Source organism: Natronorubrum halophilum (assembly GCF_003670115.1).
Lineage (GTDB): Archaea > Halobacteriota > Halobacteria > Halobacteriales > Natrialbaceae > Natronorubrum > Natronorubrum halophilum.
The window spans coordinates 629,353-650,582 of the sequence record NZ_QQTY01000002.1 but is presented as its reverse complement, the minus strand read 5'-3'; the positions used below and the strand labels follow the sequence as shown (position 1 = coordinate 650,582).

Sequence of the window (21,230 nt, the reverse complement as noted above, 5' to 3'; positions counted from 1 at the left end):
ATCACCTCACTCCTCCTCCGGGGTCGTCAGAATCTCCTCGAGCGCCTCGAACGCCGCGTCCTCGTCCGGGCCGTCGACGGAGAGCGTGACCCGCTCGCCGCTGCGGACGTTCAGTCCGGTGACGGCGAGCATGCTGCTCGCGTCGACCGGTTCGCCGTCTTCCGTCGATACCTCGATTACACTGTCGTACTGGCTCGCCGTCGAGACGAACCGCGCCGCGGGCCGGGCGTGCAGCCCGTTCTCCGGGACGACAGTCAGGGACCGATCGATCATGCGCGACCTCGGCTGCGTTCGAGATCCGTCAGCAGGCAGTTCGATTCCATACCGCTCGTACGGCCTCGGCCGACGTAAACTGGTCGTTGCTCGTCGCCGGTCACGGGCAAACGGAGCGTGCGGCCCTCGCAAGCCGAATCGTTACCTGCCGATTCGTGGTAGCGACGCGAGAATGACTCAGATCGGTTACACCCTCTCGAGCGAGGAGCACGGCCCGAACGAACTCGTCGACATTGCCCGCCGCGCCGAAGAAGCCGGGTTCGACTTCCTCTCGATTTCGGATCACTTCCACCCGTGGGTCTCGGCGCAGGGCGAGTCACCGTTCGTCTGGTCCACGCTGGGCGGCATCGCGACCGCGACGGACGATATCGAGGTTGGCGTCGGCGTCACCTGCCCGACGACCCGCATCCACCCGGTTAACGTCGCTCACGCCGTCGCCACGATCGACGAGATGTTCGGCGGTCGGTTCACGTTCGGCGTCGGCACCGGCGAAAACTTAAACGAACACGTGACGGGCGAGCGCTGGCCGGAACACGACGTCCGCCTCGAGATGTTAGACGAGGCGATGGACGTCATGCGGAAGCTCTGGACCGGCGAGACCGTTAGCCACCACGGCGAGCACTACACGGTCGAGAACGCGCGACTGTACACCTGTCCCGACGAGCAGCCGACGACGATCGGCAGCGCGTTCGGTCCGCAGACGGCCGAGTGGGTCGCCGAGAACGCCGACGGCCTCTGGTGTTCCGGCCCGAAGGAAACGCCGGTGGAGGCCTACGAGGGCGCGGGCGGCGACGGGCCGAAATACACCCAGGTGCACGGCTGTTACGCCGAGACGAAGGAGCAAGCGATCGACACCATCTACGAGCAGTGGCCCAACGGTTCGATTCCGGGCGAACTCGCGCAGGTGCTACCCACGCCGGCCCACTTCGAGCAGGCCGCGGGGATGGTCGAAAAGGAGGATATCGCCGAGGCCGGAACGACGACCAGCCCGGATCCACAGGATCACATCGACAGCATCGAACAGGCCATCGACGCCGGCTACGACCACGTCTACTTCCACCAGATCGGTCCGGAACAAGATCTGGCGATCGAGTTCTACGAGGAAGAGATCCTCCCGTCGTTCGACTGAGGGAGTCCGGTCCGGGTTTCGGTGTCAATCGCGCAGCCTTGACTGGGCACCCTCCCGACGATTCCGACAAGGATGCTCTCTTGGCGGAGGATTCAAACCGTAGACACGTGTTCGCGAAACAATGGTCAACGCGAACGACGATCCGATCGAACTCGTTCCGTCCAGAGGCGAGGCGTGGCGCGAACAGTTCGTCGCCGAACGCGACCGCGTGTACGACGCACTGGCCGACGCCTCGCTCGAGGCGGCCGTCGAACGGATCGAACACGTCGGATCGACCGCCGTTCCCGATCTCGCGGCGAAAGACGTCGTCGATCTCGATATCGTCGTCGCGGACGATGCAGCTCGCGACGTATCTCGAACGCTCGAGACCGAACTCGGCGGTACCCGCGTCGAGAACACCGAGGGATGGCAGCCGGTGTTTCGCTGCGAAAGCGGCCAGCGGTTCAACGATCACGTTTTCGCACTCTCGAGCGACGGCTGGAAAATCAGCGTCGCCACGCGCGATGTCCTCGCTGCCGACCCCGCGCTCCGTGCGGAGTACGAAGCCCTGAAACGCGAACTGGCGGCCAAACACGACGATCTCGCCGCATATTCGACGGAGAAGACCGCATTCATCGAACGCGTTCTCGAAGTCGCCGAGACGGACGACGGGTTCGCGTTCCAGTTCGCGGTTCCGGCAGGTCGGAACTAGCAGCGGACTCGTCACTCGAGCGGCGGGTGAACGCGTCCGCGGCTGTAACGACCCGTTTCGACGCTGCTCCTGTCGGACTTTGGCCATCGGTGCGTCGCGATTCCGTAGGACACGGGTCCGTCTCTCCTGCCGACAGTATGTCGCAACAATAACTGGAACAAGAGCTGTTTTCACTGGAGAGCTCCGAACCCGAAGCAATGCCGGACTCCGATCGGGACCTTCGAGAGAGCGTCGAACGATCGCGACACGGCGCGCCAGCGGTGGGTGCCGTGGTCCGTGACCGATTCGAGAGCAACGAGGTGTTCCAGCGGATCATCGCGGCCGCGGACGACGAGATCGATACGGGCTTTCGTGAACTGTTCTTCAGCAGCCTCGCGGCCGGCTTTGCGATCACGTTGACCGTTCTCGTATACGCCACGATGTACGCCAAGTACGACGGCGATACCATCCTGAGCGGCTTCATGTATCCGATCGGCTTCATCTACATCATCCTCGGCGGCTACCAGCTGTACACCGAGAACACGCTGCCGCCGGTCGCGCTCGTTCTCGAGCGGCTGGCGAGTCTCCCCGCCCTGTTTCGGGTCTGGGTGATCGTCCTGGTCGGCAACTTCGTCGGCGGTACGGTCGGGGCGCTCGTGCTCTCGCAGACCGGCGTGTTCTCCGACGATGCAGCCGTCGCGGCGACCGAAATCGCCATGAAAGGGATGGAGACGCCGTTCGCCGACCTGTTCTTCAAGGGGGCCTTCGCCGGACTGATCGTCGCCGGCGTCGTCTGGCTGGACTTCGCCTCTCGCGATACGATCACCCGGTTCTTCCTGGTCTACATGGCCTTCCTCATGATTCCGTTCGCGGACCTGTTCCACGTCGTCGTCTCCTTCACCGAGGTGATGTTCCTCGTGTTCAACGGCCGGATCGACCTCTTCGTCGGTCTGAGCGAGTTCGTCCTGCCGGTGATGCTCGGCAATACGATCGGCGGTGTGTTGCTCGTGACTGTCGTCAACTACTTCCAGACGACCGAACGACGCCTCGAGGCCGCCCGTCAGGACGGGGCCGAGCGCCAGTTGACGATCCGCGAGTGGCTCATCGGCGGTCCCGTCGGCCGAGCGTACGTCCCGGCCATGCCGGCCAGCGGCCCGGACCTGACCGCAGACACACCGGAGCGCGACGCCGGTGCCCACTCCGAGCAATCGGACGACGAAACCGGCCCGGCGGGTCGTGAACCCGACCGAACCGAGGCCGCGGGCGACCGACCGACCGACGAACTCGAGTACCCCAAGGACGAGTGATCAGCGAACGACGGTGACCGGACAGTTCGCTCGGCGGATAATCGTCTCCGCGACGCTGCCGAGCAGCAGCCGATCGACGCTGTTTCTGCCGCGGCTCCCGACGATAATCTGGTCGATATTGTTCTCCTCGGCGTAGGAAACCATCGCCTTGGCCGGGTGGCCGAACACCAGTTCGGTTTCGATCGTCCGTCCGTGCTCCCCTGCGATCGTCGTCGCGGTCTCGAGGACGTCCTCCGCGCGGTCCTCCGCCTCGTCGGTCATCGATGCACCGAGACTGGTATCGAACGAAACGTTTGCCACCTCCGGGACGTGAGCGGCGTAAACCGTCGCGTTCGGGAACTGCTCGAGCGCGTATTCCAGCGCATCGCGGGCCTCTCGGGAGTCGTCCATGGCGACGAGAACACGGTTCATACGCCAACATTACGGGCGAAGCGGTAAAACGTTCAGCGCCCGTCCGTGTCGTAATCGACCGGCTTCGCCGCTTCCCCATCCGTTTTGGCCCTCGCAGACGAACCGACGCGTATGGAGTACACCACGCTCGGCAACACGGGCACGACCGTCTCGAAACTCTGTTTCGGCACCTGGCGCTTCGGCAAGGAAAGCGGCGGGACCGTCGAAACCGACCGCGAGGAGGCACACGAACTCCTCGACGCCTGCTGGGAGCACGGCATCAACTTCATCGACACCGCGAACGTCTACGGCGATCCCGACGGCAAGAGCGAACGGTGGATCGGCGAGTGGCTCGCGGATCGCGACCACGACCGCGAGGACCTCGTTCTCGCCTCGAAGGTCTACTTCCCCTTCAACGGCCGGGGTGAACCCGGTCCGAACGATTCCGGCCTCGGACGCAAGCACATCCGCGCCCAGATCGAGGGCACCCTCGAGCGGCTGGGTACGGACTACCTCGATCTGTACTACATCCACCGCTGGGACGAGAACACGCCGATTCGGGAGACCATACAAACGCTCACCGAACTCGTCCGCGAGGGAAGGGTCAACTATCTCGGTGCCTCGAGCATGGCCGCCTGGCAGCTCACGAAGGCGCTGTGGACGAGCGACGCGGAGGGCCTCGAGCGCTTCGACGTCACCCAGCCGATGGTCAACGCGGCCCAGTACGACGAGGTCGGCGACTACCTCGACGTCTGTGCCGACCAGAATCTCGCGGTCTGTCCGTACTCGCCGCTGGGCGGCGGCTTGCTGACCGGAAAGTACGATCGAACCGAGGACGGATCGGTCGAAGCACCGGACGGCTCCCGGGGGAGCCTCGACGAGATGTTCGACGAGTACTACGCGACCGAACGGGCGTGGAACGTCCTCGAGGCCGTCGAGTCCGTCGCAAGCGAGGTCGACGCCACGCCGGCGCAGGTCTCCCTGCGATGGCTGATCGAACAGGACCGGTTCACGTGCGTCCCGATCGTCGGCGCGCGAACGCCCGACCAGCTCGAGGAGAACGTCGGCGCGGTCGAGATCGAACTCGGCGACGAGCGGTTCGAGCGGATCGACGCGGCGCGCTCGAGCGAGTGATCGATCTCTCGGGAGTCGGTTCCGAGCGATCACTGCTCGACTCGAGCCCGCTGATCGCCGCTCGCTGACGTGGCGAACCTATACAGCACACACGCACCAACGTGTATAGTGAGCAATGAACACGTGGTGGCGACGGATCGTGCTGTCGCTCGTCGCCGTTTTCGGGATCGTCATCGCCTACGGCTACATCTACCGATGGGGGATGATGACGTTCGAGGGCGAGGAGCGAACGATATACCAGTCGATTCAGGTCGTTATCGAGTCGCTGACGACCGCCGGGTTCGGCGGCGATACGGACGCCTGGAACACCACCCCGATGAATCTCATCGTGATCGGGATGAATCTCAGCGGGGTGTTGCTCGTCTTTCTCGCGCTCCCGCTGTTCGTCGTGCCGCTCTTTCAGCGGGCGCTTGCGACGCAGCCGCCGGCGTCGACCGATCTCGCAGATCACGTCATCATCTGTTCGCACAGGGAACGTGAAGACGTTCTCAGAAACGAACTCGAGGCCGCGGATGTTCCGTCCGTGTTCGTCGACGACAACCCGGAGACCGTCATGGAACTCACCGACGACGGCATCGAGGCTATGGTGGGCGATCCGGAGCACGAACAGACGCTGCGAGCGGCGAACATCGACGACGCGCGCGCTCTCGTGGTCGACATCTCCGACGAAGCCAACCCCGAAGTGATCCTCACGGCGAGAGAGCTTCACGACGACATACAGATCATTAGCGTCGCCGAGGACGAGGGCGTCACGGTCTACCACCGCTACGCCGGCGCGGACGTCGTCGTTCGGCCGCGCCAGGTTCTCGGTCGCGGTCTCGCAGCGAAGGCCGCGATGGCGGTGACCACCGAACTCCAGGAGACGATCGAACTCGGCGAACGCCTCGAGATTACCGAGTTCCTCGTCGAGCGAGGCAGTGCGCTCATCGGACGGACGATCGGCGAGTCGAGCATTCGGAACCGCATGGGCATCAGCGTGATCGGCACGTGGCTCAACGGCGAATTCGTCCCCGCGCCAGGTCCCGAGACGGTCATCGAAGAGAACACGATCTTGCTCGTCGCCGGCTCTCACGAGCGGCTAACGGAGTTGACCTCGCGAACGGTCGCACCGGCGGAAGACCGTTCGAACCGCGTGATCGTCGCCGGACACGGCGAGGTCGGTCGCACCGTCAGCGAGGCGCTCGAGACGGACGACCTCGCCCACACGGTCATCGACAGGCGTGAGGCCGACAGCGTCGATATCGTCGGAGATATCACGGACGAAACGACGCTCGCCGCCGCGGATATCGCGAACGCCCGATCAGTCGTTCTCGCAGTGAACGACGATACGGCCGCCATCTACGCGACGCTCGTTATCGAGAAGATCGCGCCCAAGACCGAGGTGATCGCTCGAGCCAACGAAACCGAAACCGTTCGAAAACTCTACCGAGCGGGTGCCGAATACGTCCTCGCGTTGTCGACGGTGACCGGGCGGATGCTCTCCTCGATCCTGCTCGAGGACGAGCAGGTGCTGACGCCGGAGACCCAGTTCGAGATCGTCCGCACGGACGCTCCCGCGTTCGCCGGGCGAACGCTGGGAGAGATCGATGTCCGTGCACGGCTGGGGTGTACGGTCGTCGCGGCCGAGCGAAACCGCGAGTTGATGACGGATCTCGGTCCGGAGTTCACCGTCCGGCGAGACGACGCCCTCATCGTCGCCGGCAGCGACGAAACCGTCAACCGATTCATCGCTGCGTCCCGATGAGTCGGTTCCCGGTTCGGTGAGAGCGACGCGGCGTCGCCGACGGATCAGTCGGCAGCGAGTGTCGGTTCCAGAGCGTGTGAGGGGTGTGGATTCCGGAATCCGGATATCGTTGTGTGATCCGATCAGAACGCCGCCTCGACCGGATCAGACGATCGATCCGGTGAACACGAGCGCCTCGACGAGGATCACCACGAGGACGGCACCGAGGAAAGCGTTCGAGGCGTGGAACGCGCGGAACGCCGCGGTCTCCGTCTGCTCGAAGTGAAGGACGATGGCGGCCCAGAGGAAGATGCCGCCGAAGATCGCGACCGTCGCCGCGTAGAGCGCGCCGAGGTCCGTAATCCAGGCGAGCGCGACCGTCCCGACGAGTGTCGCCGCGATGTAGTAGATGATGTGCTTTCGCGTCTCGGTTTCGCCGCGCACGACGGGCATCATCGGGAAGCCGCCGCGAGCGTAGTCGTCCTGGTAGGCCAGCGCGAGGTTGTAGAAGTGCGCCGGCGTCCAGAGGAAGATCACGCCCGCGAGCGCGAGCCCGGGCAGTCCGATCTCGTTGGTCACGGCAGCCCAGCCGATGAGCGCAGGGAGCGCACCCGCAGCCCCGCCGATAACCGTATTCTGGACCGTATTGGGTTTGAGCATGAGCGTGTAGACCACGCTGTAAAAGATGATCGCGGCGAGTCCGAGCGCGGCCGCGAGTCTGTTGATCGTCAGAAACATGCCCAGCGAGACGACCGTCAACAGCCCGCCGAACGCCAGCGCGTTCCGGACGGGAACGAGGTCGGTGGCCAGCGGTCGATCCGCCGTGCGGGACATCTTCCGATCGACGTCGCGCTCGAGGACGTGGTTGAAGGTCCCGCTCGCACCGATCGCGAGGACGCCGCCGCCGAGCGTCGCGACGATCGTGTAGCGATCGAGCGCGGGACCGGCAGCCAGCGCCATCCCCGCGGCGGCGACGAGACAGAGCAGCCACATCAGCCGCGGTTTCATCATCTTGAAGTACGCGAAGGCGGTGAGTCGGGCGCGAGCGAGGCCGCTGGAGGGGAGGGATCGGGCGCTCCCCGCCTCCGCCCCGGTCGCGTCGGCCTCGAGCGGTTCGGGCGCGTCCATCGAATCGTTCGCGGTGCCGGTCGCGAGTTCGAGATCCCACGCGAGGGCGAGCACGATGGCCGCGAAGATCACCAGCCCGAGTCCGAGGTGGAGTCCGGGAGCGATGGCCGCGGGACCGGAGATGGCCGTGACAGCGCCGACGCCGACCTGGACGACGTAGAGGACGGCACCGACGAGGATCGTCCACCGAACGCGACTCGAGACGTCACCGAGGAGGGCAGTAACGGCCGTTACGGCGACGAGCGCGCCGACGAGGACGGCCGCGATGCGGTGGCCCCACGCGATCGCGAGTTCCGTCTGGCTCAGCGGGTCGACCGGCGCGTGACAGGTCGGCCACGTCGAACAGGCCGACGCCGCGTTCGTGATCGAAGTCGTTGCGCCGATGATCAACAGGAGGTAGACGCCCAGCGCGGTCGCTGCGAGAAGCGCAGAAAAGCGCTGTCGGGTGCCGATCGGACGAGGAAACGGCGCGGATGCGGTTGCCACGGCTATTCTTGTCTAAAACTTCGACTCCGTGTATTTATGGCTCCCGCTTTTGGAACCCACTATCCGAGAGACACTGACTGTCAGGCTGTGCGTTAGTCGATCGTTCGGCATCGTCTCGAGTCGCGATAGTGTAACACATATGGAACGAAGGCGAGCACGGATAGGGAATGATCGCGTACCCACTCGACAGTGACCACGTCCGGCCAACCAGACGCGATCGATCACGAGCGCTTCGACGACGGCGACGTCAAGAGCGACGGCCCGAACACCGTCGTTCGCGGTGACGAACCCGCCGTTCAGTGTCCCTACTGCGGACAACCGTTTCACGACGCGCGACTCGAGACGCTCCATCGGGGCCTCGAGCATCCGGCCCGGATCTCCGATCGGGAACAGGCGGCGTTCGAACGCGCCTATCTCGAGGAAAGAGCGGAGATCCGTCGGTTCCGTCTGCAGGCGCTCGGCGCGTTGATACTCGTTTACTTTTGCATGCTGTTTCTGTATGCGGTCGTTACGTGAGGCTGAGCGAACGGGTCGCTTACATCCCGAGATCTTCCGCCGCCGGCGGTACCGGCAGATCACGCTGGGAGACGCCCAGCAGTTCCGCGGCGTGGTCGAGCGCCATATCGAAGCCGTAGTAGCGCTCGAGTTCGTCGCCGTCGGCCGTCGGTCGCACTTTCAACATGGCGTACCCCTCGCGGTTCTGCGCGATCGCCGCGGTCGCACCGGGTCGGATCGCCGACCCCTCGCCGGCGGCCTCGAACTCGAGGACGCGTTCCGTCTCGGTCTCGTCGTAGCTCGCCCTGATGCCGTTCGCCTCGGCCGTTCGATCGTCGGACATGGTCGTGACTCACGGACCGAGTACCGGGAAGCTATCGATTTCGGCGGGTCCGACTGGAAGATAGCGGGACGACCGTGAACGCCGGGAACCGATACCGATTTTTCGGTGCCGTGTGAGGATCTGCCCGTGAGCGATACGGTCCCCCAGAGCCCGCCACAACTGATCGCGACGTTCCGCCGTACGCGATCGGTCGCGTTCCAGTGGGTCGTCGTCTCCGTAGTCGGCTTTTTCGCTTCCGCGTACGCGTTCGGCCACGTCCTCGCGGCGATCCGCGGCGGTTCGCTCGAGCCGATCGTCATCACGATACTTGGGCCGACGGACGCGGTCGTCTGGCTCGTCGTTTCGGTCGGGGTAGTCGCGCTCGTCGTGATTTTACACGAACTGCTTCACGGCGTGTTCATGGCCCGATACGGCGGCGATCCGGGGTACGGTATCGGCGTCTCGTACTTCCTCCTGCCGTACGCCTACGCGGAGACGGCGGGGACGAGTTACACGCGAAACCAGTTGCTCGTCGCCCTGTTGGCACCGTTCGTCGGAATCACGGCGGTCGGTCTCGCCGCACTGGTCGTCTATCCCTCCGCCCTGTTGCTCGTCCCGCTGGCGGCCAACGCCGCCGGCTCGATCGGCGACCTCTGGATGGCCGGCGTCCTCCTGCAGTATCCCGCCGACGTTCGCGTCGGCGCGCTCCCCGACGCGGAGACGCAAGGGTTCGGCATCTACAGCACGACCGACGGAGGCTGTAGCCGGATTCCCGGCACGCAGCTCTTCTCGACGGTCATCTCCGGCGCTGTCGGCACGCTCGCGATACTTTCGATCGCGGTCCTCGGCATGGTGTTTCTCTCGCTCGCCGTCGGCTCGGGAACCGTCGTCCTCGGCGATCCGGCCGGTCGCTGGTTCCTCTTCCGGCACGAACTCCGCTCGTACGGCCAGGTCCATCTCGAGATCGGGACTCCCCTCGTGGTCGGTCTCACGGCGCTCGGCGGCATCACGTGGGCGCTCGGCCGCGAAGGGTATCGCGCGCTCGGCCTCGAGTAATCGAGTTCAGTCTTCGAGCGGTTCGTGCCTGTGGGACGGAGCCGACGCGAGTCGGGTTCCGGACGGCGAAACCGTAACGCTCGAGCGTCCGCCGCCCAACGCCGAGGTATGACCAAGTGGCTCCGAAGCGGTCGCCGCCGCGACATCTGTTTCCTGCTCGCCGGCGCGGACGAGGGCGAACTGCGCAGCCAGCAGTTGAAGTCCCGTCTCGAGTCCCACTACGACGCCCACCTCGAGCCGAAGGCGTTCTACGGCTCGCTGTCGGCGCTCGTGGACGCGGGCTTCGTCGAAAAGCGAACGGACGGCATTCACGACGTCTACGCGCTCACCGACGGCGGCGAGCGACGGGTTCGAGACCACTACGAGTGGGTACGAGGGTGTCTCGAGGACGACGGGGGACAAGCGTAGACGGCGGACCGAAACCGGACGGGTCGACCGAATCGATCACTCGAGGGATGGATTGTTGACGAGATGAATCACGACGTAGATCGGGAGCGCAAACAGCAGTACAAAAAGCGGTATCAGCGCGAACTCGCCGTATTCACCGCTATCCACGAAGACCATCACGATCAGCGTGTACGCGATGATCGCGAGAAACAACTCCGTTCGGTCCATCTACTTCGACGTAGACAATCAGGGTGCAAATATGTTGATGAGATGTACAGACGCGGTATCGGACACGGAGCCTTCGTTCCGAACCCATTGAACAGAATCCGGTTGTCGGTGAGCGCGACGGGCCGATATCGAGGACTACTCCTCGAGCAACTGGTCGCCGATCGTGTTTCGGAGCACCTCGCTGGTCCCCTCGTAGATCTCGTTGAGTTTGGCGTCCCGGTAGAACCGCTCGGCGGGGAAATCCTTGGTATAGCCGTAGCCGCCGTGAATCTGGATGCCCTCGTTGGCAACCTCGCGGCTCACCTCGCTGGCGTAGAGTTTGGCCTGCGCGGCGTCCTTGATGTAGTTCTCGCCGCGGATTTTCTTGTCGGCGGCCTTGTGCATCAGCATGCTGGCCGCCTGAATCTTCGTGTCCATGTCCGCCAGCTTGTGCTTGATCGACTGGAACTCGCCGATGGGGTGGCCGAACTGCTCGCGCTCGTTCGCGTAGTCGCGGGCCTCCTCGAAGGCCGCGCGGGCGATGCCGACGCCGCGGGCGGCGATCGTGATGCGACCGCCGTTGAGCGTCTTCAGCGCGTGAACGAAGCCCTCGCCCTCCTCGCCGAGTCGGCGGTCCTCGTGGAGACGCAGATCGTCGAACCGGAGTTCGGCCGTCGGACAGCCCTTGTCGCCGAGTTTCTCCTCGGTACCCTCGACGATGAACCCGTCGTCCTCCTCGGGACGGACGATAAACGAGGAGATCCCCCTGTTGCCCGCCTCGGGATCGGTCTTCGCGAAGAGCGTGACCGTGTCCGCGACGGAGCCGTTCGAGATCCAGAGCTTGCCGCCGTTGACGACGTACTCGTCGCCGTCCTTCTCCGCGGCTGCGCCGTCTTCTCGCGGGCGTTGCCCGTTCGAACGGTCCGCGGAACGTCGTTCCGCGCTACTCCGTTCCGAGGCGCTTTGCGCCTCGCTCTTCTCCGCGGTCGTCTCCATCGCCGGGACGTCGCTGCCCGCACCCGCTTCGGAGAGCGCGAACGCGCCGATGTCCTCGCCCGCAGCCAACGGCGTCAGGAACTCCTCCTTCTGGGACTCGTCCCCGAACTCGTAGAGCATGTTACCCGCCAGCGAGGTGTGGGCCGCGACGATCGTTCCCAGGCCGCCCGAGCCGCGCGAAATCTCCTCGAGGCCGATCGCGTAGGAGTGGTAATCGAGTCCGGCACCGCCGTACTCCTCGGGAAACGGCATTCCCATCAGACCCAGTTCGGCCATCTCGTCCACGAGATCCGCTGGGAACTCGTCCTCGTGGTCGATCGCCTCCGCGACGGGAACGATTTCCTCGTCGACGAACTCCGATACCATGTCCCGGATCTGCTGTTGCTCGGCCGAGAGCGAAAAGTCCATGTTCGAGTCATCGGGGTGTCGCCTTGTTATTGTTACCGCTGTGCTCTCCTGTCCGGGGAGTAGCCTCCAGTCCGGGGAGCACAGCTCAAAAAACGGTCGCGGTTCACCTCGAGCCGACCGCTTCGAGTTCCTCGTCGATCGGCTCGTCACCGCCGAGGATCTCGAATGTCTCGCCGGCGAGGTCGTCCCGCTCGAGCGCCGCCGCGAGCGTCCGCGCGACGTCTTCGCGAGGGATGTCGCCGTCGCCCGACTCGAGGGACTCTGCGGCCCGAATCCGGCCGGTTCCCGGCTCGTTCGTCAATTCGCCCGGTCGGACGATCGTATGTGCGACCTCGCTCCGTCGGAGCCGTTCGTCGGCTTCCGCTTTCGCGATCAGATAGTCCTCGAGCGCGTCGGGACCCGATTCGGGGTCGTCGGCCCCCATCGAACTGAGCATGACGAATCGGTCGACTCCCGACTCTTCCGCGGCTTCGAGTAGGTTGATCGCCCCGTCACGATCGACCCCGTAGACGTCGTTGCCACCGGAGCCGGCGGCGAAGACGATCGAATCGCAGCCCTCGACGGCGTGATCGACGGACGCCGTGAGATCCGCGACGACCGCCTCGGCACCGAGGGACTCCACGTCCTCGACCTGGGACTCGTCGCGGATCATCGCCCTGACCTCGTGGTCGCGTTCGCCGAGTAGTTCGGTGAGGTGCTGTCCCACTTGTCCGTGAGCACCGGCGACGAGTACGGTTCGTGTCACGTGTGCGCCTCATCGTCGCTTCCCATAGACGTATTGTCGGAACACGCTGGGGACCGATTACTAGAGGCCGGTCCCTTCCGGAACCAATGCTTCAATCTCGGAAAGGATCTCGAAACGATCCTCGAACGGAATATCCCGCCGGGACCGCGGCGTTTTTCCGGAACGGGAACGAACGCACAGAGAGTAGATGACCACGGGCCAGACCGAACCTCCAACTGACGCCGACCTCAAGTGGTGTTACGACGCGGTTCACGGCGTTTCACGGACCTTCTCGATTACTATCGACCGACTCGAGGAGCCGATGGCGAGACACATCTGTCTGGGATACCTCCTCTGTCGTGTCGCCGACACGATCGAAGACGCGGGTCACATTCCGCCGGAGGTACAGACCGAACTGCTGACCGACTACGATCGGTTGCTCGATCCGAACTCGGATCAGACCGCTGTAGCGTTCATGGACGACGTCGAGCCGTGGATTCCCGACGAGCGCAACGAAGACTGGGACGTCGTCGCCGAGACCCCGCGCGTGTTGCGGACGTTCGAATCCCTCGACGACGATCCTCGGGAGATCATGCGCGAACCCGTCCGCGAACTCGTCGACGGAATGGCGATGTTCACGAGTCGGTACGCCGACGAAGGCGGATTGCGCTTACAGACGCTCGAGGAACTCGAGGAGTACTGCTGGTACGCCGCCGGCACGGTTGGCACGCTGATCACGGGGCTCGTCGCCCGCGGTGCCTCTCAGGAGCGCGCCGAGGAGTTGCGAGAGAACGCCCGCTCGTTCGCGTTGCTCTTGCAACTGGTCAACATCGCCAAGGACGTCGAGTCGGACTATCACGACGAGAATAACGTCTATCTCCCGGCCGAGTGGCTCGAGGCCGAGAACGTCGACGTCGAGCAGGTCACCGACATGGACAACCACGGCGGGGTTACGAACGTGATCAAGCGAGTGACCGGCCGGGCGGAGACGTACCTCGACGACGCCCAGCGCTACCTCGAGGTGGTGCCGGAGACCCACGGCAACCGGCTCTCGGCGTGGGCGATTCCGTACCTGCTCGCGGTCGGGACGATGCGCGAACTTCGCGAACGCCCGGAGGACGTCGTCCGCGAGGGCGACGTCAAAATCTCGCGGACGGAAGTGTACGCGCTCTTACAAACGTTCGAGGGGGATATCTCGCGGTCGACGCTGGCCGAACTCCGCAGGGAGATGGCCGAGAAACCGCTGCACCAGTGAACCGCCCCGAGGCGCTCGGCCTGGTCGGTCCGTAAATCCTTTTTGCCGCGCGATACCGTCGTTCGCGAACCGCGCCAGTGACTACTCCCTCGCGAGGCGACGGCCCATGAGCGCGAGCGGATAGCCGAACACCACGACAACGGGGACCCAGAACGCCACCATGAGCCAGTAGATGAACACGCCGAATCCCCTCGGCGAGACGAGCAGCGCGAGGAGCACGGCCGCCGCAATCGACGCGAACGCGGCGAGAGTCGCGAGGAAGAGCGGAACGAGCGGCCTCGAGCGGCGTTCGAACGCGTACCCGATCGGCAAGAAGAGCGCAGTCGCCAGTCCGAAGGGGAGGACGAACGTGGCTGCCGGACCGCCGAGGAGCCACAGCAACGCGCCGGTCCCCAGGGTTACGAGCGCCGCGAGAGCGCTCAACCCGCGGGTACTGCGTCGATAATCGCTCCGGCGAGCCGCGATCCCGATCGCGGCGTACCCGATACCGAGCGCACTCAGTGCGCCGAAAACGGGGTTGAAGGGGCGTCCGGTCGCCACCGCACTCGTGGCGAGCAGACCGATCGCACCGATCGATCCGATCGCGACGAACAGTCGCTCGAAGCCCGCCAGGTCGAACGCATCGCGTCCCCAGTCGACGCGGCCGACCGCCATCCCCGCGAGCGCGATCAGCGCTCCGGGAACGAGGCCGCCGGTAACGCCCTTCTCGAGTGCGGTCGGACCGGTCTCGAGGCCGATCGTCGCGTACCCGCTCGCGGTTCCCCGAAGTCCGGACGGCGCGTAGGTGACGTACGTCTGGTCATCGAAGTCGCTTTCGAAGGCGTCCTCGGCGCTCGCCGTCCACGTGGCCGCGTCGTCGACGGTCGCGTGCCGGGGCTGATTCGTGACGACGGCCCCGTCGGGTGCGTGGATCGTCACCCGCTGTGCGGCCAGTTGATACCGCGTGTTCGAGGATCCAGCAGCGAAGTAATCGACGATCCAGGACTCGCCGACACCCGGGCGCGCGACGTCCGCGACGGTGTAGTTCACGACGACGGTTTCGTCCTCGAGGGTCGACTCGGCGGCTTCGACGTCGCCGCTGGCCGCGTGAGAGCGGAACCACGCGTCGTCGACCGCGACCTCGAGTGCGGTCCCGTTGGATCGGTACCGCTCTGCGGCCGAGTCGGTGACGGGGACGCGGGCGCTCCACAGCGAGTCCCCGGACTCGTCGACGTAGATGTCGAGCGTCCCCGGTTCGGCCGCGCCGTCGATTTCGGCGTCGTCGGCGACTCCGGAACCGCAGACGCCACAGAGGTGGGTCGGCGGCGGTGCGGCGACGACGGCCGCGACACCGATCAGGACGACGAGACTGCAACAGAGGACGGCGAGCGTGAACCGAGCGGATCGCATCATCTCGAGATGGGAATGTCAGGTTTAAATAATTTATCTGCCGTTGAATTGATGGAGTGTGGTCGTCGTTCCTTCGATCCGCTCGCGTCCCATGTCTCGGGTTACGCGCTTCGGGTGGGGAACGTAGGGAAAGGTCGCCGGCGGCGGCGGGGAATTCTCATCCACCGGCGCAGCCGAACCGTGACTAAACTTATAAGACGGTGGGAACGTCGGTAGAACCATGCGACGAGACGGGATCCGATTTCACAACGTCGGCGATAGCCGACCGGCCGAGGACCGAGACGGACATCTGCTACAACGCGTTCCGGAATCGGTTCGACGCGAGCTCAACGAGGGTTCGCAGTCGCGGATGCGCCACCCCGCGGGCGTTGAACTTCGGTTCGTTCCCGACGGTTCCGCGACGGTGACGCTCTCGACGATGCCCGGCGGGAGCGCCGAGGAAGGAACCGTCCGCGTCTTCTGGGGGCCGATCCAGGGACCGACGGAAGTCGTCGTCGGCCCGGAACCGACGCCGATCGAGGTTTCGATCCCCGAATCGGTAATCGACCTCGAGCCGGCGGCCTACGAGGATCTCCCCTTCGATCCCCGCGTCTGTCGGCTCCGGTTGCCGGGCGAACACCGCGGCGGACCGATGGTCTATCACGGCGTCGACGGCGACGTTCGTCCGCCGCGGGAGGACGAACTCCCGGATCGTCGGTATCTCGCGTACGGGACGTCGATCACCGAGGGCGAGGCAGCCCTAGCCGAGCACCTGACCTACGTGAGTCAGACGGCGCGCCGGTTGGACGCCGATCTCATCAACCTCGGCTCCTGTGGCACCGCCTACTGCGACGGTGCGATGGCCGACCACATCGCCCAGCGCGACGACTGGGACGTCGCAACGCTCTCGGTGTCGGTGAATATGGTCGGAACGTTCTCTGCGTCGACGTTCCGCGAGCGGGCCGCGCGGCTGATCGACCGAGTGGCGGGTGCCAACCCTGAGAAACCGGTCGTCCCGATCACCATCTTCACGAACGCCCGCGACGTCCGTCGGAGCGCCGATCCGGAGGGGATGTGCGAGCGATTCCGCCAAGAACTGCGCGAGGTCGTCGCCGAAACGCCCCACGAAAACGTCCACCTGCTCGAGGGACCCGAACTGCTTCCCACCATCGACGGGCTCACGACCGATCTGGTCCACCCCGGCGATAACGCGATGATCACGATGGGCGAAACCCTCGCCGCCGAACTCGAGTCGCTGCTCGAGGACGACCCGCGGTCACCGCCGCGCCGTTGAAGGCGAGACCGAACCGCCATAGAAACCAGTCACGACCGACCGCAGGATCCGAAACGCGCCGTCCGGCTGTCGGCACCGGCCGTTTGAGGGGAACCTTCAAGGATCGACAGTGTGAGCTACCGGTAACTGGTGAATCGCGTGAGCAGGAACGATGCCGTCAGCGAGCCGAACGCGAAGAGGGGGAGTGAGGCGGACGACGCGACCGAGACCGTCGACCTGGGGATCGGCATCTCGGTCGCTATCGACGTCGACGCCGAGGAGGACGCCGACCGGATCGAACTCGATCTCGACGAGGAAGGTGCCCTCGGCTCGGCGGACGCGTCGGGACAGGACGAGGCTGGCGAGGAGTTACGACGCGATCCCGACGAGATCGACTCCGCGACGCGGGAGGTGCTCGAAGCGGCCGATATCGATCCCGATGCGGTCCGGGAAAAGGAGTACTCCTACCGAATGCTACTGGAGGCGGCTATCGACGAATCGACTGCGGCCGCACTTCGGCGGCGGTTTTCGCTGCCGTGGTCGTTCGAGAGCGACGGCGACCTCGAGCGGCGATCCGCGGAGGTTCGCGGCCTCGGGGACGCCGAACGCGAATGGATCGCCGTCAGCGGAGACGAGGACTGGCAGGCCTTCGAGTACGAGCGCTCGCCCATCACGACGGTCGTCCGGGAGAAACCGTCGGAGCGACCGTGGCCGAAGCCGACGCCCGTTACCGCCGTCACGGGTGTCGGCCCCGACGACGCCGACAAACTGGCCGAAGCCGGCATCCGTTCAGCGGAACGACTGGCGACGATCAGCGCCTTCGAGGTGGCCAGAGTGCTCGAGATCAACGTCTTGCACGTCCGAACGTGGCGACACAACGCGCGGGAACTGCTCGAGTGAGACCGATCGGTCTCGAGCGGAACCGAAGCGGTTGCAGCGCGTGTTACTACGGTTGTACGTAATTTCGATAACGCGGACCATCAGAGATTTATAGCGGCCTGTTGGACCGTCTTACAGATGATTCCGATCGACGACTCTCCGATCGTACGCGACGGCAAATCACTGATTCTCGCGATGGACCACGGGTTAGAACACGGTCCCGTCGACTTCGAGGAGGTCCCGGCGAAACTCGATCCGTCGACGGTCTTCGAGACGGCGACCCACGACGCCGTCACCGCGATGGCCGTCCAGAAGGGAATCGCCGAAGGGTACTACCCGAGCTACGAGGACGACGTCAACCTCCTCCTGAAGCTCAACGGGACCTCGAACCTCTGGATGGGCGAACCCGATTCGCCGGTCAACTGCTCGGTCGATTACGCCGCCGAACTCGGCGCCGACGCGGTCGGGTTCACCGTCTACAGCGGCTCGAACCACGAGGTCGAGATGTTCGAGGAGTTCCGCGACGCCCAAGAGAAAGCCCGCGAACACGACATCCCGATGGTCATGTGGTCCTACCCGCGCGGACAGGGGCTGAAAAACGACACCAAGCCCGGCACCATCTCCTATGCGACCCGGATCGCCCTCGAACTCGGCGCCGATATCGCGAAGGTCAAGTATCCCGGCGATCCCGATGCGATGGCTCACGCCTGCAAGGCCGCGGGTAACATGAACGTCGTCATGAGCGGCGGTTCGAAGACCTCGGACTACGAGTTCCTCTCGACCGTCGAAGCGGCCGTCAGCGCCGGCTGTACGGGTCTCGCCGTCGGCCGGAACGTCTGGCAGCGCGAGAACCCCACCGATATTCTCGACGCCCTCGAGAAGGTCATCTTCGAGGAACAAACCGCCGACGCCGCACTCGAGGCGTAGGGATGACGGTGTCCGATCCAGTCGTCGAGGAGGTTATCGCCACGATCAGCCGCTCGGCGACCGAGATCAGACAGGGACTTATCGGACGCCGCGGGACCGTCGACGAGGAAAATCCCAGCGGTGAGACTCAGGTCGAAGCCGATATCTGGGCGGACGAACTGCTCGGGGACCGCCTCGCCACGATCGACGGCGTCGGCCAGTACGCGAGCGAAGAGCGAGCCGAGGTCGTCGACTGTGGCGGCGACCCCGACGCGGAGGCGGATGCGTACGCGGTCGCCGTCGATCCGTTAGACGGCTCCTCGAACCTCAAGTCGAACAACTCGATGGGGACGATCTTCGGCATCTACGACGACGCCGTACCGGCCCGCGGCGAGTCCATCGTGGCCGCGGGATACATCCTCTACGGCCCGATCACGACGATGGTGCTCGCCACCGAGGAGACCGTCTCCGAGTACGAACTGACCGGCGGCGAGCGAACCATCGTCGAACGGAACGTCACCCTCCCCGACGAACCGGTCGTCTACGGCTTCGGCGGTCGGATCCCCGACTGGCCCGACGCCTTTCAGGCGTACGCCCGCGAGATCGAACAGGAGCTCAAACTCCGATACGGCGGCGCGATGATCGGCGACGTCAATCAGGTGCTCACCTACGGCGGGATCTTCGGCTACCCCGGCCTCGAGTCGCGACCCGAGGGAAAGCTTCGGCTCCAGTTCGAGGGGAACCCCATCGGCTACATCATCGAACGCGCCGGCGGTCGGTCCTCGAACGGCCGGCAGTCGCTGCTGTCCGTCGAACCCGACGACATCCACGAGCGAACGCCGGTCCACGTCGGCAACGCCGATCTGATCGATCGTCTCGAGGATCGACTCGAGTAGGCGGCGATCCGGCCGCTCTCGCCGCCGTCGTTCGCCCGCGAGTCGTCGACAGACGACTACGCCGACGGATCGTCCGCACGCCACGCCGCCGTAATCGCCACGTAAACGCCGATACCGACGATGAGAAGCGCGTAAAACGCCCATTCCGGCCACCCGTTCTCGAGGAAGAGCAGCGTCAAGAGGAGGACCCAGCAGGTGGCGATGAACAGGTCGGCGACGAGTCGAGCGGCGGTGCTCGCAAACCCTTTCACAGTGCGACCGATTCGATCGGAATCGGAAGCGTCGTCAGTAGCCATCGGATGCGTGCGTGTCGGGGAGTGGTGTTCGGACGATCATCGGTGGACTCTTCGCTCGGATGCCAGTCAGGTTGATCTCGGCGAGTTCGGTCAGGGTGTCGTACAACGGGATTCGTCGGGAGTCGAGCGTCGACTCAGAAGTGATATCCATATGATTCTGTCAGTTTGTAGGCGCTGACGCCCCAGACGTAGCTCTGTCCCGGCCACCACGTGCGGGCGTTGTTGAATCCGGCGATGAGGATGTCCCCGTCATCGCCTTCGGGATCGGTGTAGTAGCTTACTGATCCACTGTCGCCGTCGGTCAGATCCATCTCGCCGCCCCAGCGAATCTGACCGTGGCGACAGAAATCGTCGGTAAAGCAGGTGACCGCGTCGATGCCCTGAATTTTCCCTTCCGTGTGCCCGGTCATCGCACCGACTTTCTCGAGTTCTCGACCGCGAGCCAAGAGATCCGCGAGTCCGAGACGAGTGAGTTGCCCGCGAACGCGAGTCGGCGACGGCGTATCGATCACGTTCGACGGCTGGAGTTGGGTTGTGGGGGCGACGGCGGCGATATCCTCGACGGGATGGGCGTACTCGACGGTCCCCAACTCGGCGGAATCGGTTCCCTGAACCGGCAGCGACAGCTGGTCGCCGTGTGGATCGGCTCCGCCCTCGAACGCGTGTTCGGCCGTCACGAAGAGCCGCTGTTCCGTCTCCGGATCGTACAGTGCAGGACCGAGCGTCGCAATGCTCTCGGCCGTTTCGCAGGCGACGCCACCCGGAATGTCATTGTTCGAGACGGAGGTGACGGTTCGCGGCTCGAACCCCTCGTGAGTCTCCTCGATGTCCCCGATATCGAGGATCGTCTCGAAATCGAGCGAAACGTTCTCGAAGAGCCCACCGAACGTCTCTCGAAACGAGTCCACGCCGCCCGAGATGCCGACGGAGACGGTTGCGGCTCCGCTCTTGTACGAGCCCGGAACGACGGCACTCCCGAGATAGCCGGTAAACGCGGTTCGTGCGAGCAGATTGTTCAACTCGAAGGCTTTCTCGACGGCGGCGTACCACGTAGCTGGGACGGTTCGCGTCCGCTCCTCGAGCGACCACGGATCGTCGGGATCGGATCTCACGAGAGCGGTGACGATGGGGACCTCACCGTCGTCCGCTCCCAGGAAGTCGTCGACGCCGAGAAACTGGGCCATGCCGATCGCGTACCCGCCGGTAACGAGGGTCCGAAGAAATTCGCGACGGTCCATGCCCGCCTCGAGTCGGTCACGGATCGTCGCAAGCCGGTGGCCAAGATGCTCGGTGTGTGTGCCTTCCATACCGCGATATCTGAGACTCAGCCGTGTGGTCGCGCCGTGACGCCGACGCTACTGTTCACGTCCACAGGAGGTGTTCTCGTGGTCGAATAAGACGACGAAATCGAGGATAGCCATTATGCCTGCAGATGCCGCGCGCTATATACTACGCGTTCGACGGATATACCCGTCCGAATCGACGTTATTCGGTTGTTTTGGAATTATCGAAATTGCATTCT

At 64.7% G+C, this 21,230-nt stretch carries 22 protein-coding genes and 3 pseudogenes; 13 read left to right on the top strand and 12 right to left on the bottom strand.

Features of this window, described 5'->3' with window-relative positions; translation table 11 throughout:
• Positions 1-6: 6 nt before the first annotated feature.
• Positions 7-273, bottom strand: coding sequence for an HPr family phosphocarrier protein (locus DWB23_RS09270; RefSeq protein ID WP_121742527.1), 267 nt, complete (start codon positions 271-273; stop codon positions 7-9).
• Between the two features lie 172 nt (positions 274-445).
• Here DWB23_RS09270 and DWB23_RS09265 point away from each other — a divergent pair, with 172 nt between their 5' ends.
• The 3 genes and pseudogenes from DWB23_RS09265 to DWB23_RS09255 form a co-directional block, all read left to right on the top strand.
• Positions 446-1,402, top strand: coding sequence for a TIGR03557 family F420-dependent LLM class oxidoreductase (locus DWB23_RS09265; protein ID WP_121742526.1), 957 nt, complete (start codon positions 446-448; stop codon positions 1,400-1,402).
• Positions 1,403-1,523: 121 nt separating this feature from the next.
• Positions 1,524-2,093 carry a GrpB family protein gene (locus tag DWB23_RS09260; protein ID WP_121742525.1) on the top strand — a complete coding sequence of 190 codons (570 nt, stop codon included), beginning with the start codon at positions 1,524-1,526 and terminating at the stop codon, positions 2,091-2,093.
• A 197-nt stretch (positions 2,094-2,290) separates the two neighbouring features.
• Positions 2,291-3,214, top strand: a pseudogene (locus DWB23_RS09255) (formate/nitrite transporter family protein); the annotation flags it as partial.
• A gap of 165 nt (positions 3,215-3,379) precedes the next feature.
• Here DWB23_RS09255 and DWB23_RS09250 read toward each other — a convergent pair.
• Positions 3,380-3,790: a universal stress protein gene (locus tag DWB23_RS09250; RefSeq protein ID WP_121742523.1), complete on the bottom strand. Its 411-nt coding sequence runs from the start codon at positions 3,788-3,790 to the stop codon at positions 3,380-3,382.
• A gap of 111 nt (positions 3,791-3,901) precedes the next feature.
• Here DWB23_RS09250 and DWB23_RS09245 point away from each other — a divergent pair, with 111 nt between their 5' ends.
• Together DWB23_RS09245 and DWB23_RS09240 are read left to right on the top strand one after the other, a co-directional pair.
• The gene (locus DWB23_RS09245; RefSeq protein ID WP_121742522.1) at positions 3,902-4,903 is read left to right on the top strand and encodes an aldo/keto reductase; all 1,002 of its coding nucleotides are present in this window, start codon (positions 3,902-3,904) and stop codon (positions 4,901-4,903) included.
• 115 nt (positions 4,904-5,018) lie between these two features.
• Complete coding sequence (locus DWB23_RS09240) at positions 5,019-6,647, top strand: potassium channel family protein (protein WP_121742521.1); 1,629 nt, start codon at positions 5,019-5,021, stop codon at positions 6,645-6,647.
• Positions 6,648-6,791: 144 nt separating this feature from the next.
• Here the strand turns inward: DWB23_RS09240 and DWB23_RS09235 are convergent, their stop codons facing one another.
• Positions 6,792-8,240: a heme o synthase gene (locus DWB23_RS09235; protein ID WP_121742520.1), complete on the bottom strand. Its 1,449-nt coding sequence runs from the start codon at positions 8,238-8,240 to the stop codon at positions 6,792-6,794.
• Positions 8,241-8,429: 189 nt separating this feature from the next.
• Between DWB23_RS09235 and DWB23_RS09230 the strand changes: the two genes are divergently transcribed.
• Positions 8,430-8,756: a DUF7410 domain-containing protein gene (locus tag DWB23_RS09230; protein ID WP_238717378.1), complete on the top strand. Its 327-nt coding sequence runs from the start codon at positions 8,430-8,432 to the stop codon at positions 8,754-8,756.
• Positions 8,757-8,775: 19 nt separating this feature from the next.
• Here DWB23_RS09230 and DWB23_RS09225 read toward each other — a convergent pair whose 3' ends face one another.
• A complete protein-coding gene (locus DWB23_RS09225; RefSeq protein WP_121742519.1) occupies positions 8,776-9,078 on the bottom strand; it encodes a DUF7111 family protein in 303 nt (100 codons plus the stop codon).
• Positions 9,079-9,204: 126 nt separating this feature from the next.
• Between DWB23_RS09225 and DWB23_RS09220 the strand changes: the two genes are divergently transcribed.
• On the top strand, positions 9,205-10,113 hold the full coding sequence (locus tag DWB23_RS09220) for a DUF3267 domain-containing protein (RefSeq protein WP_394341744.1): 909 nt from the start codon (positions 9,205-9,207) through the stop codon (positions 10,111-10,113).
• A 108-nt stretch (positions 10,114-10,221) separates the two neighbouring features.
• The gene (locus tag DWB23_RS09215) at positions 10,222-10,521 is read left to right on the top strand and encodes a PadR family transcriptional regulator (protein WP_121742518.1); all 300 of its coding nucleotides are present in this window, start codon (positions 10,222-10,224) and stop codon (positions 10,519-10,521) included.
• Positions 10,522-10,557: 36 nt separating this feature from the next.
• On the opposite strand, the gene DWB23_RS22970 is transcribed toward DWB23_RS09215, so the two are convergent.
• The 4 genes and pseudogenes from DWB23_RS22970 to DWB23_RS09205 all read right to left on the bottom strand — a co-directional run bounded on the left by DWB23_RS22970 (position 10,558) and on the right by DWB23_RS09205 (position 12,856).
• Positions 10,558-10,728, bottom strand: coding sequence for a hypothetical protein (locus tag DWB23_RS22970; RefSeq protein WP_162989780.1), 171 nt, complete (start codon positions 10,726-10,728; stop codon positions 10,558-10,560).
• A 135-nt stretch (positions 10,729-10,863) separates the two neighbouring features.
• A pseudogene (locus tag DWB23_RS23965) lies at positions 10,864-11,589 on the bottom strand (acyl-CoA dehydrogenase family protein); the annotation flags it as partial.
• A 180-nt stretch (positions 11,590-11,769) separates the two neighbouring features.
• Positions 11,770-12,111, bottom strand: a pseudogene (locus DWB23_RS23960) (acyl-CoA dehydrogenase family protein); the annotation flags it as partial.
• Between the two features lie 103 nt (positions 12,112-12,214).
• Complete coding sequence (locus tag DWB23_RS09205) at positions 12,215-12,856, bottom strand: SDR family oxidoreductase (RefSeq protein ID WP_121742516.1); 642 nt, start codon at positions 12,854-12,856, stop codon at positions 12,215-12,217.
• Between the two features lie 187 nt (positions 12,857-13,043).
• On the opposite strand from DWB23_RS09205, the gene DWB23_RS09200 reads away from it, so the two are divergent.
• A complete protein-coding gene (locus tag DWB23_RS09200; RefSeq protein WP_121742515.1) occupies positions 13,044-14,090 on the top strand; it encodes a phytoene/squalene synthase family protein in 1,047 nt (348 codons plus the stop codon).
• Positions 14,091-14,171: 81 nt separating this feature from the next.
• On the opposite strand, the gene DWB23_RS09195 is transcribed toward DWB23_RS09200, so the two are convergent.
• Complete coding sequence (locus DWB23_RS09195) at positions 14,172-15,482, bottom strand: hypothetical protein (protein ID WP_338067807.1); 1,311 nt, start codon at positions 15,480-15,482, stop codon at positions 14,172-14,174.
• 217 nt (positions 15,483-15,699) lie between these two features.
• On the opposite strand from DWB23_RS09195, the gene DWB23_RS09190 reads away from it, so the two are divergent.
• From DWB23_RS09190 to DWB23_RS09175, 4 genes are all read left to right on the top strand, one after another.
• A complete protein-coding gene (locus DWB23_RS09190; protein ID WP_121742514.1) occupies positions 15,700-16,752 on the top strand; it encodes an SGNH/GDSL hydrolase family protein in 1,053 nt (350 codons plus the stop codon).
• A 138-nt stretch (positions 16,753-16,890) separates the two neighbouring features.
• On the top strand, positions 16,891-17,631 hold the full coding sequence (locus DWB23_RS09185; RefSeq protein WP_121743064.1) for a DUF7409 domain-containing protein: 741 nt from the start codon (positions 16,891-16,893) through the stop codon (positions 17,629-17,631).
• Positions 17,632-17,748: 117 nt separating this feature from the next.
• Complete coding sequence (locus DWB23_RS09180) at positions 17,749-18,537, top strand: class I fructose-bisphosphate aldolase (protein WP_121742513.1); 789 nt, start codon at positions 17,749-17,751, stop codon at positions 18,535-18,537.
• A 2-nt stretch (positions 18,538-18,539) separates the two neighbouring features.
• Positions 18,540-19,412 carry a class 1 fructose-bisphosphatase gene (locus DWB23_RS09175; protein ID WP_121742512.1) on the top strand — a complete coding sequence of 291 codons (873 nt, stop codon included), beginning with the start codon at positions 18,540-18,542 and terminating at the stop codon, positions 19,410-19,412.
• A 56-nt stretch (positions 19,413-19,468) separates the two neighbouring features.
• Here DWB23_RS09175 and DWB23_RS09170 read toward each other — a convergent pair whose 3' ends face one another.
• Genes DWB23_RS09170 through DWB23_RS09165 form a run of 3 tightly spaced genes read right to left on the bottom strand, consistent with a single transcriptional unit; the run spans position 19,469 to position 21,015 of the window.
• Positions 19,469-19,708: a hypothetical protein gene (locus DWB23_RS09170; protein WP_121742511.1), complete on the bottom strand. Its 240-nt coding sequence runs from the start codon at positions 19,706-19,708 to the stop codon at positions 19,469-19,471.
• Positions 19,698-19,859, bottom strand: a complete 162-nt coding sequence (locus DWB23_RS22965) for a hypothetical protein (protein WP_162989779.1) — start codon at positions 19,857-19,859, stop codon at positions 19,698-19,700. Before DWB23_RS22965 ends, DWB23_RS09170 begins: the two co-directional genes overlap by 11 nt.
• Positions 19,843-21,015, bottom strand: coding sequence for a hypothetical protein (locus tag DWB23_RS09165; protein WP_121742510.1), 1,173 nt, complete (start codon positions 21,013-21,015; stop codon positions 19,843-19,845). Before DWB23_RS09165 ends, DWB23_RS22965 begins: the two co-directional genes overlap by 17 nt.
• Positions 21,016-21,230 lie beyond the last annotated feature (215 nt).